The sequence below is a fragment of the Variovorax sp. GW823-FHT04B03 genome (assembly GCF_058796495.1).
Genome location: NZ_JBXAIT010000004.1, coordinates 637,433 through 651,480, shown reverse-complemented (window position 1 = coordinate 651,480; position 14,048 = coordinate 637,433). Strand labels below are relative to the sequence as shown.

The 14,048-nt window shown below is 69.1% G+C and carries 15 protein-coding genes; 7 read left to right on the top strand and 8 right to left on the bottom strand.

Going from position 1 to position 14,048, the window contains the following annotated elements; genetic code table 11:
- Positions 1-48: 48 nt before the first annotated feature.
- The gene (locus AC1RAD_RS20335; RefSeq protein WP_307588797.1) at positions 49-927 is read left to right on the top strand and encodes an NAD(P)-dependent oxidoreductase; all 879 of its coding nucleotides are present in this window, start codon (positions 49-51) and stop codon (positions 925-927) included.
- 3 nt (positions 928-930) lie between these two features.
- Here AC1RAD_RS20335 and AC1RAD_RS20330 read toward each other — a convergent pair whose 3' ends face one another.
- A complete protein-coding gene (locus AC1RAD_RS20330) occupies positions 931-2,070 on the bottom strand; it encodes an alpha/beta fold hydrolase (protein ID WP_492736829.1) in 1,140 nt (379 codons plus the stop codon).
- Between the two features lie 166 nt (positions 2,071-2,236).
- Between AC1RAD_RS20330 and AC1RAD_RS20325 the strand changes: the two genes are divergently transcribed.
- From AC1RAD_RS20325 to lpxO, 3 genes are all read left to right on the top strand, one after another.
- A complete protein-coding gene (locus AC1RAD_RS20325; RefSeq protein ID WP_062473337.1) occupies positions 2,237-2,920 on the top strand; it encodes a response regulator in 684 nt (227 codons plus the stop codon).
- Positions 2,917-4,347 (top strand): sensor histidine kinase, encoded by a 1,431-nt coding sequence (locus AC1RAD_RS20320; RefSeq protein WP_307637751.1) that lies wholly within the window; start codon positions 2,917-2,919, stop codon positions 4,345-4,347. Before AC1RAD_RS20325 ends, AC1RAD_RS20320 begins: the two co-directional genes overlap by 4 nt.
- Positions 4,348-4,440: 93 nt before the next feature.
- Positions 4,441-5,337, top strand: coding sequence for a lipid A hydroxylase LpxO (lpxO, locus tag AC1RAD_RS20315; protein ID WP_062473341.1), 897 nt, complete (start codon positions 4,441-4,443; stop codon positions 5,335-5,337).
- A gap of 10 nt (positions 5,338-5,347) precedes the next feature.
- On the opposite strand, the gene AC1RAD_RS20310 is transcribed toward lpxO, so the two are convergent.
- Positions 5,348-6,040: a phosphatase PAP2 family protein gene (locus AC1RAD_RS20310; protein WP_487848151.1), complete on the bottom strand. Its 693-nt coding sequence runs from the start codon at positions 6,038-6,040 to the stop codon at positions 5,348-5,350.
- A 120-nt stretch (positions 6,041-6,160) separates the two neighbouring features.
- Here AC1RAD_RS20310 and AC1RAD_RS20305 point away from each other — a divergent pair, with 120 nt between their 5' ends.
- From AC1RAD_RS20305 to AC1RAD_RS20295, 3 genes are read left to right on the top strand one after another with little or no spacing between them, the layout of a single operon-like run.
- Positions 6,161-6,841 carry a response regulator gene (locus AC1RAD_RS20305; RefSeq protein WP_062473345.1) on the top strand — a complete coding sequence of 227 codons (681 nt, stop codon included), beginning with the start codon at positions 6,161-6,163 and terminating at the stop codon, positions 6,839-6,841.
- Positions 6,838-8,190 (top strand): sensor histidine kinase, encoded by a 1,353-nt coding sequence (locus tag AC1RAD_RS20300; RefSeq protein WP_095950874.1) that lies wholly within the window; start codon positions 6,838-6,840, stop codon positions 8,188-8,190. The genes AC1RAD_RS20305 and AC1RAD_RS20300 overlap by 4 nt, the downstream gene beginning before the upstream one ends.
- Before the next feature lie 16 nt (positions 8,191-8,206).
- Positions 8,207-8,428 carry an oxidoreductase-like domain-containing protein gene (locus AC1RAD_RS20295; protein WP_492736826.1) on the top strand — a complete coding sequence of 74 codons (222 nt, stop codon included), beginning with the start codon at positions 8,207-8,209 and terminating at the stop codon, positions 8,426-8,428.
- On the opposite strand, the gene AC1RAD_RS20290 is transcribed toward AC1RAD_RS20295, so the two are convergent.
- From AC1RAD_RS20290 to AC1RAD_RS20265, 6 genes are read right to left on the bottom strand one after another with little or no spacing between them, the layout of a single operon-like run.
- Entirely contained in the window at positions 8,392-9,903 is a 1,512-nt protein-coding gene (locus AC1RAD_RS20290; RefSeq protein WP_492736824.1) for a hypothetical protein, read from the bottom strand. The genes AC1RAD_RS20295 and AC1RAD_RS20290 overlap by 37 nt on opposite strands.
- 10 nt (positions 9,904-9,913) lie before the next feature.
- Positions 9,914-10,732, bottom strand: coding sequence for an aminoglycoside phosphotransferase family protein (locus AC1RAD_RS20285; RefSeq protein WP_492736822.1), 819 nt, complete (start codon positions 10,730-10,732; stop codon positions 9,914-9,916).
- Entirely contained in the window at positions 10,732-11,208 is a 477-nt protein-coding gene (locus AC1RAD_RS20280) for a nucleoside deaminase (RefSeq protein ID WP_062473350.1), read from the bottom strand. Before AC1RAD_RS20280 ends, AC1RAD_RS20285 begins: the two co-directional genes overlap by 1 nt.
- An 11-nt stretch (positions 11,209-11,219) precedes the next feature.
- Entirely contained in the window at positions 11,220-11,990 is a 771-nt protein-coding gene (locus tag AC1RAD_RS20275) for an ABC transporter permease (protein ID WP_070062385.1), read from the bottom strand.
- Between the two features lie 10 nt (positions 11,991-12,000).
- Positions 12,001-12,864 carry an ABC transporter ATP-binding protein gene (locus AC1RAD_RS20270; RefSeq protein ID WP_492736820.1) on the bottom strand — a complete coding sequence of 288 codons (864 nt, stop codon included), beginning with the start codon at positions 12,862-12,864 and terminating at the stop codon, positions 12,001-12,003.
- Complete coding sequence (locus AC1RAD_RS20265; RefSeq protein ID WP_062473355.1) at positions 12,864-13,898, bottom strand: ABC transporter substrate-binding protein; 1,035 nt, start codon at positions 13,896-13,898, stop codon at positions 12,864-12,866. The genes AC1RAD_RS20270 and AC1RAD_RS20265 overlap by 1 nt, the downstream gene beginning before the upstream one ends.
- Positions 13,899-14,048 lie beyond the last annotated feature (150 nt).

Below are 14,048 nucleotides of genomic sequence, written 5' to 3'. Positions count from 1 at the left end.
GTGCAATTTCTACCATGCAGGCGTCATCAACCACTGCATCGGATTGCCATGAGCAACACCAACAAGGAAGTTTCGGTTCTGGGCCTGGGCGCGATGGGCGTCGTCATCGCGCGGCTCTTTCTCGACCAGGGCTACAAGGTCACGCTGTGGAACCGCACGGCCGACAAGGCCGACGCGCTGGTCGCCCGCGGCGCCGTGCTGGCGCGCAGCGCGGCCGAGGCCTTGCGCGCGAGTCGCATGGCCGTGATGTGCGTGTACGACTACCGCGCCGCCGACGCGATCTTCGCGATGGACGGCGTGGCCGCCGCCATGGACGGCCGCCTGCTCGCGCAGCTCACCACCGGCAGCCCGAAGGACGCGCGCGAGGCCGAAGCCTGGGCGCACCGCCACGGCGCCGCCTACCTCGAAGGCGCGATCCAGGCCGCGCCGGACCAGATGGGCCGGCCCGATACGCCGCTGCTGGTGTCGGGTGCGCAGGCCGTGTTCGCCGAGGCCGAGCCCTTGCTGAAGGTGCTGGCCGGCGGCATCGTCTACCTCGGCGAGAAGGCCAGCGCCGCCGCGGCCATGGACCTGGCCACGCTGTCCAGCATCTACGGCACGATGCTCGGCTTCCTGCACGGCGCGCGCATCGCCGAGCACGAAGGCTTCGACGTGGCCGAGTACGGCCGCATCGTGGCCGGCATCATGCCGACCTTCGCGGGCTTTCTCCAGCACGAGGGCGCGGTCATCCAGTCGGGCGACTTCGCGATCACGCAGAGCCCGATGCGCATCTCGGTCGAGGCCACGCAGCGCATCCTGCAGACCGCGCAGGAGGCGGGCATCAACACCGAGTTCCCGGCCTTTGCGGCGGGCCTGTTCCAGCGTGCCGACGCGGCGGGGCTCGGCGGCGAGGAACTGGCGGCGCTGATCAAGCTGCTGCGGAAATAGACGTCAGGCCCAGCGCATCGACTGGATCGCGCGCACCACCTCGGCCTCGCGTTCCATGAAGAAGTCGGTGTGGTTGCAGTGGTCCAGCGTGAGCCGGTGCGAGGTCTGCAGCGCGGTGGCCAGGCGGTCGGCGTCGGCGCGGCGCACGCGGCGGAAGATGCGCAGGAAGTCGGCGGCGTCCTGGCCGGTCTGCGCGTCGAGCGGCCGTTCGAGCCAGGGGAACAGGTCGCGCTGGTCGAACGGCAGCGCGGTCACCACCAGCGCTGGCGCGCGCACCGGCCGGTAGTCGGGCGAGAAGCGGTGGGCCGCGGTGTCCATCGCGGTCTCCACCGCGTCGGGCGTGTTGGGTCGCACGCTGCCGTCGGCCAGCGCGTCGAGCGCGTCGCGCAGGTTGGCCTCGAGCGCCGGCCACCAGTTCTTGGACTTTCGCCGCAGGTACGCAATGGCCGCCTTCATCGAGCGGCCGTCGTCGGGCGTGGGCGCGGGCTCGTCGAGCCGGCGGTTCAGCGGCGGGTCTTCGCCGCCGGTGTCGGCGTCCTTCGTGTAGTCGAAGGTGGTATCGAGGTACACCAGGCCGCGCACCCGCTCGGGAAAGCGGCCCGCGAAGCGCGTGAGTTCGTTGCCGGCGATCGAATGGCCACCGAGCACCACGCGCGTGAGGCCGAGCGCATCGCACAGCGCGGCCAGGTCGTCGACCAGCGTGTCGACCTCGTAGTGCTGCGTGGCGCTCTTCACCGGCAGCGGCTTGTCCGACAGGCCGTAGCCGCGCCGGCTGACCGCGAGCACGCGCGAGGCGGCGCCGGCCGCGACCAGCGCGGGTGCCAGGCTGTCGAAGCAGCGCGCGTTGCCGCCCAGGCCGGCGAGCAGCATGAGCACGGGACCGCCGTCGTCGCTGCGCTGCCAGTCGCGCACCTGCAGCGAGACCTCGGGCGTGGTCGACACTTTCACGCGGCGGTCGGTGGCCGCCACGGGAAGGTCGTTGCCGATGGGGGCGGGGCCGGCGTTGCCGCCGCCACCACCACCGCCGCAAGCGGCCAGCCCGGCCGCGCTGCCCAGGAGCACGGCGCGCAGCAGGTCGCGGCGCTGGAAGTGAAGCGGGTTCGCCCAGTGCGGGCGAACCGTGGAAAGACAGGGGCGAGGCACGTCGGGGCTCCAGGCATGAAGAGGAAAACAGGAGCCTTGCAGTGTGGGCACGCCGCCTGAAGAAGCCCTGCAGCCTTCATGAAGGCTTCCTGAAGCGCAGCGGCGGGGTGTGGCAGATACTTCGGCCACTTCCCGGAACCGGGCTTGTTCGCTTGGAATCCTTCCCATGAATCTTTTGCTTGTTGAGGACGATCTTGATCTTGGCAACGGCGTGCGCATTGCGCTCGCCAACCAGGGCCTGGACGTGGTGTGGGTCCGCCGGCTCGACGACGCCTTGCGCACCCTCGACAACGGCGCCTTCGACATGGTGCTGCTCGACCTGGGCCTGCCCGACGGCGACGGGCTCGACCTGCTGCTGCGCCTGCGCCGCACCCGCCAGATCCTGCCGGTGCTGGTGTTGAGTGCGCGCGACGCGCTCAACGACCGCCTGCGCAGCCTGGACGACGGCGCCGACGACTACCTCGTGAAGCCCTTCGCGCTGGCCGAGCTGCTGTCGCGCGTGCGGGCCCTGGCCCGGCGCAGCTACGGCTTCAACGACGAGACCATCCGCATGCGCGGCCTGGCGCTGCACGAACCCACGCGCGGCGTGATCGTCGACGGCGAGCCGGTCGAGCTGTCGCGCTGCGAGTTCGACCTGCTCGCGTTGCTGCTCAAGCGCACCGGCCGCGTGGTCACGCGCCGCGTGATGGAAGAGCAGGTGCTGCCCGGCGGCCAGGCCAACGGCAGCAACTCGCTCGAGGTGCACATCTCCAACCTGCGCAAGAAGATCGGGCAGGGCTACATCCGCACGGTGCGCGGCATCGGCTATGTGATCGACACCCAGTCGCTGGTGCGGAGCCCGTCGAAATGATGCGCCAGCTGGCGCGCGGCTGGAAGAACTGGAACCAGCCGTCCCTGATGCGCCGCCTGCTGGTGGCGCAGATGGCCGTGGTCGCGCTGCTGTGGACCTCGGCCGTGGGGCTGCTGCTGTACGACTCGTACAAGGACCCGGGGTTGCTCCGGTTCACCAGCATCTTCAAGGCGGCGATCTCCATCGCGCAGAAGCTGGAGGACCAACCCGAGCGGCAACGAGAGGCGCTCGAGGCCTTCGACGCCGCGCTCATCGAGGCGCTCAGCGACGGCGACGAAACCAACGAAGCCCTGGCGGTCATGCAGGTGTGGCAGCACGGCAAGCTGATCTACAACTCGCGCGCCGGTGTGCCCGTGCTGCTGAACTCGGTGCCCGACCGCAACGAGACCGTGGTCGCGGGCGGCCGCGAGTGGCGCGCGCGCACGATGGCCTCGCCCATCGCCGACACCCGCGTGGTGCTGGCCGAGCCCAGCGTGTGGCGGCTGGCCGTCACCGTGCTGTCGCGCGGCTACTACCTGCTGCCGCTGGTGATCAGCCTGCCGTTCCTGGTCTTTCCCGCGTGGCTGTCGGTGCGGCTGGCGCTGCGTCCGTGGCGCCAGGTGAGCCGCGAGACCGCCGAGCGCGGGCCCGACGACCTGACGCCGCTGTCGTATACGCCGCCGCACAAGGAGCTCAAGCCGATGGTGCAGAGCATCAACAGCCTGCTGCTGCGGGTGCGCGACAGCACCACGCGCGAGCGCAGCCTGATCGCCGACGCGGCGCACGAGCTGCGCACGCCGCTGGCGGCCATGCGCGTGAACGTCGAGGCGCTGAAGGAGCAGAGCAGCGACGAGGGCCAGCGCGAACTCATGGCCAACCTGCTGCGCAGCAACGACCGCGCGGCGCGGCTGGTGGGGCAGCTGCTGCAGCTCATGCGCAGCGACGCCGTCGCCACCAACGCGCTGCCCGTGATGCTGTCGCTCGACGGGCTGGTGCAGGACCGGCTGGCCATGATCGAGGGCCTGGCGCGTGCGCGCGGCGTGGAGCTCGAACTGGTGTGCGACGACGCCGTGCCGGTGCTCGGCGAGCGCGAGAGCCTGGTCTCGATGATCGACAACCTGATCGACAACGCGATCAAGTACAGCCCCTGCGGCGCCACCGTGACGGTGCACGTGGCGCGCGAGGGCGCGCGGGCGCTGCTGACCGTGGCCGACACGGGCCCGGGCATTCCGCCCGCGCTGCGCGAGCGCGTGTTCGACCGCTTCTTCCGCAACCCCGACCAGACGCAAAGCGGCAGCGGGTTGGGCTTGGCGATCGTCAAGTCGGTGGTCGACCGGCACGGCGGCGAGGCGGTGCTGGGCGAGGCCCCGGGCGGCGGCCTGCTGGCCACGGTGCGGCTGCCGCTGGCGCAGGCCGACGTGCCGCAGCCCTTGCTCGTCGGCGCCTGAGCCCGGGGGAAAAGGCCCCGGCCGGGCCTGTTCCGGGGCAAGGATTTACACTAGCCGGCTCCCCCGGCGCTCGTCTACAGGACACTTTCACCAATGAAGTGGGTCATTCTTGCCATCTTCGTGCTCAGCGCACTCTACGTTCACTTCCGCGGCCAGGTCCGGCACAAGTTCTTCAGACAGCTCTCTGATCACTCGACCTTCCTGGCGCCGCTGAACGTCTTCATGTACCTTTTCTCGAAGGTGCCCGGTACGCCGTACCTGTCGCCCGCGCAGTTCCCCGAGATGCGCATCCTCGAGGAAAACTGGGAAGTGATCCGCGAAGAAGCGCTGGCCATGCGCAACGGCGGCAGCATCAAGGCCTCGAGCCAGTTCAACGACGTGGGCTTCAACTCCTTCTTCAAGAGCGGCTGGAAGCGCTTCTACCTGAAGTGGTACGACGAGGCGCACCCCTCGGCCGCCGTGCTGTGCCCGCGCACCACCGAGCTGCTCAAAGGAATCGGCACCATCAAGGCCGCGATGTTCGCCGAGCTGCCCCCGGGCAGCCGCCTCGTGCGTCACCGCGACCCGTTCGCGGGTTCGCTGCGCTACCACCTGGGCCTGTGGACGCCGGGCGTCGAAGGCTGCTACATCGACGTGGACGGCCAGCGCTACCACTGGCGCGACGGCGAGGCCGTGGTGTTCGACGAGACCTACATCCACTACGCCGAGAACACCACCGACCACGACCGCGTGATCCTGTTCTGCGACATCGAGCGTCCGCTGAAGTACCGCTGGGCCAGCGCCGTGAACCGCTGGTTCGCCAAGAACCTGCTGGCCGCCGCCGCCTCGCCCAACGACGCGGGCGACAAGACGGGCGGCCTGAACCGCGCCTTCAAGTACATCTACCAGATCCGCGTGGTCGGCAAGCGCCTGAAGGCCTGGGACAAGCGCGCGTACTACCTCGTGAAGTGGACGATCTTCGGCGGCCTGGCGCTCTGGATCTTCTGGTAACCGACGGCGCTCACGCCTCGGCCAGTACCAAGCGGGCACGCGGCGCGCGCCGCCAGCACACCAGGCCCGCCAGCAGCACACCGCCGAGCACGTCGAGCAGCACGTGCTGGCGCGTGGCCAGCGTCGAGTAGACGATCCCCGCGGCCCACAGCACGTTCACCCATTGCGTCCACGCGGGCGCCTGCACGCTGCGCAGCTGGCGGCCGAGCCACACGGCCGCGAACACGGCGAAGGCCACATGCAGCGACGGGAAGGCATTGCCGCCCGCATCGGCGCTCTTGAGGAACTGCAGCGCCGGATACTGCGACCAGTCGATCGCGAAGCTCGGCACCACCGTCGGAAAGCACCAGAACACCGCCAGGCCGGTGGCCGCCATGAGTGCGGCGCCACGCGCGCAGGCCCACAGCTCGGCCTTGTTTTTCGTGAAGGCCGGCGCGAGCGAGATGTAGAACCACAGCGAGCTGTACAGCAGCATCGCGTCGTCGCTCACGTCCACCCAGTGGTCGATGGGGGTGAGCGGCATCACCGTGGGCACCGAGGGCGGGTGGTGCATCACCCAGAAGTACAGGACGAAGAAGCCCGAGATGCCGAGCGTGGTGCCGATCATCTTCACGACCCACAGCGTGGCGAAGCGCTGCCCCAGCGCCAAGTGCCAGGGCGTGACGGGGAGGGCGGCGGGGTTCGGGCGGGAGGGCAGCGTCACCGGTGCGCTTTCAGGAGAGGGAAGCGCCACAGCGTAGGCGCATGCATTGCGTGAACATTGCGTTACCTCATGTGGGGCTCTCTAGAATCACCCGCCTGTCCGGTCTCTCCCCATCCCCCCATGAGAATCCTGCTTGTCGAAGACGAAGCCGACCTGGCGCAGGCGCTCGCGTCGGCGCTGCGCCAGAACCAGGCGGTGGTCGATGTGGCGAGCTCGCTGCGCGCGGCCGAGGAGGCCGCGCTCGGCGCGCCCTACGACGTGGTCGTGCTCGACCGCGGGCTGCCCGACGGCGACGGCCTCTCGCTCGTCGCGTTCCTGGCGCAGAACCACATCGCCTGCGCCGTGCTCGTGCTCACCGCCATGACCGACGTGGCCGAGCGCGTGCTGAGCCTGGACGGCGGCGCCGACGACTACCTGGCCAAGCCCTTCTCGATGGACGAGCTGCTGGCCCGCGTGCGCGCGCTGGCACGCCGCCCCGCGGTGCGCGCCAACTTCATCATGACGCTCGGGCAACTGCGCTTCGACCACCACACGCGACAGGCCCATGTGGGCGAGGCCTGCCTCACGCTGCCGCGGCGCGAGCTGCTGGTGCTCGAGACGCTGCTCGAACACCGCGGCCGCACCGTGCTGCGCGAGGCGCTGCAAGACCGCGTGTACGGTCACAAGGACGACATCCAGTCGAACGCGCTCGACACGCACGTCTCGCGCCTGCGCTCCAAGCTCGACAAGGCCGGCGCGCAGGTCGAGATCCATGCGATCCGCGGGGTGGGCTATCTCATGTGCGCGCCGCAGTCGGCATGAGCCTCAGCCTGCTTTCGCTGCGCTGGCGGCTGATCTGGAGCCTGATCCTCTTGCAGGTGGTGGTCGGCCTGCTGGTGATGGGCGGCTTCCTCGGGCTGGCGTGGGCGTTGGGCCGCGTGGTCGACGAGACCGGCCACGAGACGGTGGCCTCCATCCAGCGCGCCTTGATGCGCGGCGCCGATGGCCAGCTGGTGGTCGAGCCCACGAGCGCGCTGCGGCGGCTGCAGAAGGCCGACCCGCAGTTCTGGTTCATTGTGCGCGACCCGCGCGGCGTGCAACTGCGCCACGGCGAGGTGCCGCCCGCCTACCTGCGGCTGCTCGATGCACTCGACGACACCGAGCGCGTGGCCATCGACCCCGAGAGCGACGGCACCCGCCCCAAGGCCCGCTTCGAGCGCATCGAATCGCGCGCCGGCCCGGTGGCCGTGATGGCGCAGACCGGCGGCCCGCTCACGGTGGAGAACACGCTCAAGGGCACCGGCATCGCCTTCCTGTTCCTGGTGGCACCGATGGCGCTCGTCACCTGCCTGGGCGTGATCCTGGCCACGCCGTTCGTCGTGAAGCGCGGCCTCAAGGGCGTGGTGGCCACGGCGGAGCATGCCGAGGGCATCGACGTGCACGAGCGCACCACGCGCCTGCCGCTGGCCAACGTGGCCAGCGAGATCCGTCCGCTGGTCAACGCGGTCAACCGTGCCTTCGACCGGCTCAACGAAGGCTACGACCGGCAGGAGCGCTTCCTGGCCGATGCCGCGCACGAGCTGCGCACGCCGATCACCACGCTGCAGATCCACCTCGAAGGCCTGCCCAACGACCCGCTGAAGATGAAGCTCATGCAGGCCTCGGCGCGGCTGGCCACGCTGGCCGAGCAGTTGCTCGACCTGCAGCGGCTCGACCACGGCCTGTCGCTGGACCAGCAGGTGGAGCTGAAGTCGCTGTGCGAGCGCGTGGCGGCCGACATCGCGCCGCTCGCCATCCGCAGCCGCTGCACGCTGTCGGTCGATGCGCCGCAACCGCTCACCGTGCGCGGCGACGCGCCCTCGCTGGAACGCGCGCTCACCAACCTGATCCAGAACGCCATCGAGCACGGCGGTCCGGGCTGCGACATCCAGGTGCGGCTGTGCGAGCCCTCGTGCATCGAGGTGCGCGACTCGGGCCCCGGCATTCCCGAGGCCGACCGCGAGCGCGTGGTGGCGCCGTTCCACCGGCTCGTGCCGCGCGGGCGCGGCGCCGGGCTGGGCCTGCACCTCGTGGCCGAGGTGGCGCGGCTGCATCGCGGCCAGCTGAGCATCGGCTCGAGCGAATCGGGCGGCGCGAAGATGCGGCTCGAACTGATGAACCTCGAGGCCTGAAGAAGACCCGCCCACCATGAACGCCATCGACCGGCTGCCCGAACCCACGAACCTTGCCGGCGCGCAGGCGCTGATCGCGCGCGTGCAGGCGATGCTCGATGCCGAAGGGGTGACGATGCGCGCGCCACCGCCCGAGCCCACCACCTGCTGTGGACGTGGCTGCAATGGATGCGTGTGGGAAGGGTGGCTGGCGGCGGTGGCTTATTGGCGGGATGAGGCGTCGCTGCTGCTGGATTGAGGAGGCGTCTCGTCGGTCGCGGAAACCGCAGGGGCTGAGTCGGACCTCATGTCGCTGTAGGGCGCTGGAATCTCCAGCGCTTGCGCGCCCGGCAGGCGTCGGACAAAGAGGTTGGTTGCCACGAGGTAGCGTGCCACGGTGCTGCGCAGATCGGTCGACTCGTACAGTGACTCGGTCCACCAGCGTTCGGTGAACATCACCTTGTAGGCGGGACCTTCCTTCAGCAGGTAGAGGGTGCTGTCGCCGCCGACCCGCTCGGTCTTGATCTTGCCTTCGTGCCAGCCAGCGGCCATCGCGTGGTCCACCAGCGCCTCGACGTCGACCGTGAACACGGCCTGGATATCCTCCGACGCGAAGTCTTCGAAGAATGCCTTGCTGTTTTTTCTGCCGTAGGCCGTGCGGACCAACGCAAGCTCCTCGCCGTGCAGCAGGGCATTGAGCTGTGCCAGGCGATCCGGCGGTTGCACCATCCGGTGGGGCGTGATCAAGGGCGGCGTGGCGAGGCTGGTGACATAGAACGGCTCGGTTTCCGCTTCCTGGTTGGCGGACAACGCCAGGTGCCAGCGCTCCTGTGCCTTGCGCGGCATGTTGCGCGATGCTGTCACGGTGCCGGCATAGTGCACGTGGCGTTCGCCTGTGCCGGTGAGCGTCGATGAAACGCAGTCGGCGGGGTCCGCGCCCCACGCCCAATCGTTCACCGACCAACTGCCATCTTCCTTGTCGTTCACCGTCTGGACGATCAGGCGAGCAAAGACTTGGGGCGGCGGCTCCGCGGGTTGATCGCCTACCGACGCTGGCACTGTGGCATCCACGCGAAACGCCAGGGGTTCGCCGATGCGAAAGCGCTCGTCGCGACGGACATCGATCGCGTTCAGGGCCTGGCGCGGTGGCACCGCAGTTCGGAAAAAGCCGTAGGCGGTCGACAGTGTCAGCACGGTGAAGACCGGAAACACCGGCAGCCCCACCAGCAGCCACAGCAAGTTCCAGCCTCCTTCCAGCGACCAGCGCAGTGCGTTGAAACCGAAGGCGGCAAAGAAGGCCAGCACCGCCAGCGCGACCAGCGAACCCAGCCAGTCGGTGAGACGGGTCCGTTGGGGAGCATCTGACGGTGGCGGTGCCGGAGACATCCACGCCGCGTCATGCCGCTGCACGATGCGCGGCAGGCCGATCACGCGCGGATCGGGCAGCGGCGTCCAGAAGCTGTCGTCCTGCGCGGCCAGTGCGATCGTGCGGATGCCATCGCGGTGTTCAAGCTGCAGCGCTGCCTGCGCGACGCCGTCATGCGCCGTGTCATCGAAGCGCTGAGGACGCGCATCGGGCACGCGGTGGTAGCGGCGCTTCTCGACATCGACGATCAATGCGTCTTCACCCGCCGATGCCGCGTGAAAGCGCTCGTCAGAAGACGCAAGGCTTTCCGACATCGGCAGCGCCAGAACCCGCGCAAGGACATCGAGGTAGGAGTGAGGGCGAGACATGCGTCCGAATCTAGCTGGTGATCCCAAGCGCCGCGGCCGCCAGCTTCGCCACCTCCAGCGTGCTCCCGGGCGCCTCGCCGTCTTCCAGCATCCACACCGACGACAGCCCGGCCCACCCCAGTACCCACTGCAGCAGTCGCCGCTGCTCGATGCCCGTGGCCTCCGCGATGACCTCGACTCGGCGCGCGAAGCGCCCCGGCGCCAATGCACTCTCGCCGTCCGGGTTGCACAGGATGTTCGCGTGGTCGAAGCCGCGCTCGCCGTGCAGGCCCTTGGGGTCGATGGCGAGCCAGCCGGCCGGGCCGAAGTCGAGCACGTTGCCGTGGTGGATGTCGCCATGCAGCACGACCACGTCGCGCGGCGCGGCCAGCAGTTCGCGTGCGGTGCGCGCGCTGTGGTCGAAGACGCCGCCGTGCGTGGCCGCGCCGGCCCACAGCGATTCGAACCAGCGCGTGAGCGGCACCAGCGTCGGGGGCGGCGGCGTGTCGCGCGGGGCGTGCAAGCGCGCGGCGGCGGCGCACAGGATGCGCGTGGCCTCGTCGTCGTGGCCATCTTGAACCATCTGTGCCAGCGAGCCCGTGCCTTGCGCGCGCACCATCAGCAGGGCTTCGCGGTCATGGGCCAGCACGGGCGCGGCGCCGTCGCCGCTCCACCAGGCCATCAGCAGGCTGCCCGCCTGTTCCTCGGCCTCGTGCGACACCTTGAGCATGGCCGCAACGCCCTGTTGGCGCACGGGCAGCAGCGTGCCGCTCAGCGAGGTGAAGGCCTCGCCGTCGGGCGTGAGCTGCCAACGTTCCAGGTAAGGCGCGAACACGCCCTGCGGGTCCACTAGCGCGATTCCCAGAATCCCCGGTGCGTGGCGATCATCTCGTCGGCCACCTCGGGCACGGGGCCGATCACTTCGACGGGTTTCTGTCCGCGTGCGAAGACCTCGCGGCAGGGCAGGCTCAGCGTCGGGTTCTCGGGGTGGTCGCCGGTGAGGGCGAGCAGCGCGGATTCTTCCGCGCCGTACACGATGCGACCGATGTTCGCCCAGTAGCTCGTGCCCGCGCACATGGCGCAGGGCTCGAAGGTGGTCACCAGCGTGCACTGCCACAGGTACTCGGGCGGCCAGTTCTGCGCCGCGTGGCGCGCGAGCGTGGCCTCCGCGTGGTGCACCGTGTCGATGTTGCCCTGCTCGGCGAGGACGGTCTCGCCGTCGGGTGCGACGAGCACGGCGCCGAAGGGGTGGCGGCCCATGGCCATGGCGCGTCGCGCCACGGCGTCGGCGCGACGCAGCGCGCGGGTGATCTGTTCGGGGGTCATGCCCCCATTATTTATGCGTTCTGCGAGCCGCGGTGTGCCCAGCCTGTCGTGTGTTTCTCGATGAGGCTGAACAGCTCATACATGATCATCGCCATCGCGCCCACCACCATCAGCCCCGCGAAGGCCAGGCCCATCTGCATGGCCGAGCCGGCCGAGATCAGCAGGTAGCCGATGCCCTCGTTGGCGGCGGTCATCTCCGACACCGTGGTGCCGACGAAAGCCAGCGTGATCGCCACCTTCAGCGAGCCGAAGAAGTAGGGCATGGAGCGCGGCAGGCCGATCTTGACGAGCACGTCCCAGCGCTTGGCGCCCAGCACGCGCAGCACGTCTTCCAGCTCGGGCTCGAGCGTGGCCAGGCCGGTCGCGATGTTCACCATGATCGGGAAGAAGCTGATCAGGAACGCCGTGAGGATCGCCGGCCCGATGCCGATGCCGAACCACACCACCAGGATCGGCACGAAGGCCGCCTTGGGCAGTGCGTTGAAGGCCGTCATGAGCGGGTAGATCGCCGCATAGGCCAGGCGCGAGCTGCCGATCACGAAGCCCAGCAGCACGCCCACCACGATCGCCAGGCCGAAGCCCGCCATCGTGACCCAGAAGGTGCGCCATGCGTGGCCCGCGATGATTTCCTTGAACTCCCAGAACTGCTCCCAGATGCGCAGCGGGCTCGGGAAAATGAAGTCCGACACGCCGAAGCCCGCGCAGATCACCTGCCACAGCAGGAGCACCGCCACGAGCAGCAGCCACGGCGACCAGCGCTCGAGTTGTTTGCTGTTTTTCATCGCCGCCTCCTCAGTGCGCTGCCGCCGCCGCAGCGGAGGAGGTGGTGGTGGCGTTGCCGCGGATGGCGCCGATGTGGCCGCGCAACTCGAGCACGATGTCGGTGAACTCCTTGGTGTAGGTCAGCTCCAGCTCGCGCGGGCGCGGCAGGTCGATCTCGCGCTTGACCACGAAGCGCCCGGGGCTCTTGCTCATCACGTACACCGTGTCGGCTAGGAACACCGACTCGCGCAGGTCGTGCGTGACCAGGATCACGTTGAACTGCTGCTCGGTCCACAGGTCGCGCAGGATGCACCACAGCTCTTCGCGCGTGAACGCGTCGAGCGCGCCGAAGGGCTCGTCCAGCAGCAGCATCTTGGGCTCGTGGATGAGCGCGCGGCAGATGCTCGCGCGCTGCTGCATGCCGCCCGAGAGCTGCCACGGGAACTTGTCCTCGTAGCCGCCCAGGCCCACCTTCTGCAGCAGGCGGCGGGCGCGCTCTTCGTATTCCTTGCGCCTGGCCTTGAAGTTCGAGCGGTAGGGTTCGACAATCTCCAGCGGCAGCAGCACGTTGTCGACCGTGGTGCGCCACGGCAGCAGCGAAGGCGCCTGGAAGGCCATGCCCGAGATCTTCAGCGGCCCGGTCACGGGCTGGCCGTCGATGCGGATCTTGCCCATCGAGGGCATCTTCAGCCCCGTGGTGAGCTTCATGAAGGTCGACTTGCCGCAGCCTGAGGGGCCGACGATGGCGATGAACTCGCCGCGCGTCACCTTCAGGTCGATGGCCTCGACCGCGAAGTGGTTGGCGCGCAGCAGCTCTTCGTTGTAGGCGAGCCAGACGTCCTGGAAATCGACGAAGGGGGCGGCTGCGTCGGGTGTCGTTGCGCCGGCCGCCATCACTTGCGCAGGATTCCGCTGAGCTCGGCCGCCGGCGGGAGCATGGCCGCGGTCCACACGGCGTCGGGGCTCACGCGCGTCTTGGTGTTGAAGGCATCGGAGACCTGCGAAGCCATGAGCGACATGCGGCCCGCGTTGACGGCGCCGAAGCCGTCGGTGCGCGCGTCGGCGCTGTTGATGACGGTGTCGATCGCCAGCTGCAGGCGGCGCGTCTCGAGCTTGCTGTCGATGATGCCGTCGCGCGCCTTCACCGACTCGATGCCCAGGGCAGGGTTGGCGATCACTTCCTTGGCGCCCTTGGCGAAGGCCGAGAGGAACTTCTTCACCGCCGCCGGGTTGTCCTTGAGCAGCTTGGGCGAGGCGATGATCACGTTGCCGTACAGCTTCACGCCGTAGTCGGGGTAGGGCAGGATCACCACGTCGGCCGCCTTGGCGCCGCGCGCCTCCAGGTTGAGCAGGGAGGTGAAGGTGAAGCCCGTGATGGCGTCGATGTCGCCGCGCACCAGCATGGTCTCGCGCAGCGTCGGGTCCATGGCGGTCCAGTTCACGGCGCCGATGTTGTTGGCCTTGGCGAAGATCGGGAACGCGCGGCGGCCGGCGTCGAACACCGGTGCGCCGAGCTTCTTGCCGGCGAGGTCGGCCGGCTTGGTGATGCCGCTCTTCTTGAGCGCCATGACCGAGGCCGGCGTGTTGTTGTAGACCATCATCACGGCCACCGGCTTGTTCGGGCTGTCGGGGTTGTTGGCGTGGAACTCCATCAGCGCTGCGAGGTCGGCAAAGCCCATGTCGTAGGCGCCCGAGGCCACGCGCGTCACGGTACCGCCCGAGCCGTTGCCGGCGTCGATGGTCACGTCCAGGCCGGCGGCCTTGAAGTAGCCCTTGGCCGCGGGGTGCAGGAACAGCGCGGCCGGTCCTTCGAAACGCCAGTCGAGCTGGAACTTGATCGGCGTCGGGCTCTGGGCCATGGCCGAAGACAGGCCGAAGCTGAGGGCCGAGGCGGCGAGGAAGGACTGGATCAGTTGACGCTTGTTCATGCGGGTTCCGTGAATGTGAATGCTTCGGCATTCAAGCAAAAACGGTGCCCGCACGCGATTGGTGCGAACCCTTCCGGTGAATCACCAAGGTGCGCGGCCCGCCCAGGGCGTGTGCGGCGTGCACCGCGCCTGGGAATCCGGGCCGTGGAC

What these genes read in the sequence shown, in the direction of transcription:
- AC1RAD_RS20335 (WP_307588797.1), top strand. Translation starts at nt 49, where the DNA reads ATGAGCAACACCAACAAGGAAGTTTCGGTTCTGGGCCTGGGCGCGATG.
- AC1RAD_RS20325 (WP_062473337.1), top strand. Translation starts at nt 2,237, where the DNA reads ATGAATCTTTTGCTTGTTGAGGACGATCTTGATCTTGGCAACGGCGTG.
- AC1RAD_RS20320 (WP_307637751.1), top strand. Translation starts at nt 2,917, where the DNA reads ATGATGCGCCAGCTGGCGCGCGGCTGGAAGAACTGGAACCAGCCGTCC.
- lpxO (WP_062473341.1), top strand. Translation starts at nt 4,441, where the DNA reads ATGAAGTGGGTCATTCTTGCCATCTTCGTGCTCAGCGCACTCTACGTT.
- AC1RAD_RS20305 (WP_062473345.1), top strand. Translation starts at nt 6,161, where the DNA reads ATGAGAATCCTGCTTGTCGAAGACGAAGCCGACCTGGCGCAGGCGCTC.
- AC1RAD_RS20300 (WP_095950874.1), top strand. Translation starts at nt 6,838, where the DNA reads ATGAGCCTCAGCCTGCTTTCGCTGCGCTGGCGGCTGATCTGGAGCCTG.
- AC1RAD_RS20295 (WP_492736826.1), top strand. Translation starts at nt 8,207, where the DNA reads ATGAACGCCATCGACCGGCTGCCCGAACCCACGAACCTTGCCGGCGCG.
- AC1RAD_RS20290 (WP_492736824.1), bottom strand. Translation starts at nt 9,903, where the DNA reads ATGTCTCGCCCTCACTCCTACCTCGATGTCCTTGCGCGGGTTCTGGCG.
- AC1RAD_RS20280 (WP_062473350.1), bottom strand. Translation starts at nt 11,208, where the DNA reads ATGACCCCCGAACAGATCACCCGCGCGCTGCGTCGCGCCGACGCCGTG.
- AC1RAD_RS20275 (WP_070062385.1), bottom strand. Translation starts at nt 11,990, where the DNA reads ATGAAAAACAGCAAACAACTCGAGCGCTGGTCGCCGTGGCTGCTGCTC.
- AC1RAD_RS20270 (WP_492736820.1), bottom strand. Translation starts at nt 12,864, where the DNA reads ATGGCGGCCGGCGCAACGACACCCGACGCAGCCGCCCCCTTCGTCGAT.
- AC1RAD_RS20265 (WP_062473355.1), bottom strand. Translation starts at nt 13,898, where the DNA reads ATGAACAAGCGTCAACTGATCCAGTCCTTCCTCGCCGCCTCGGCCCTC.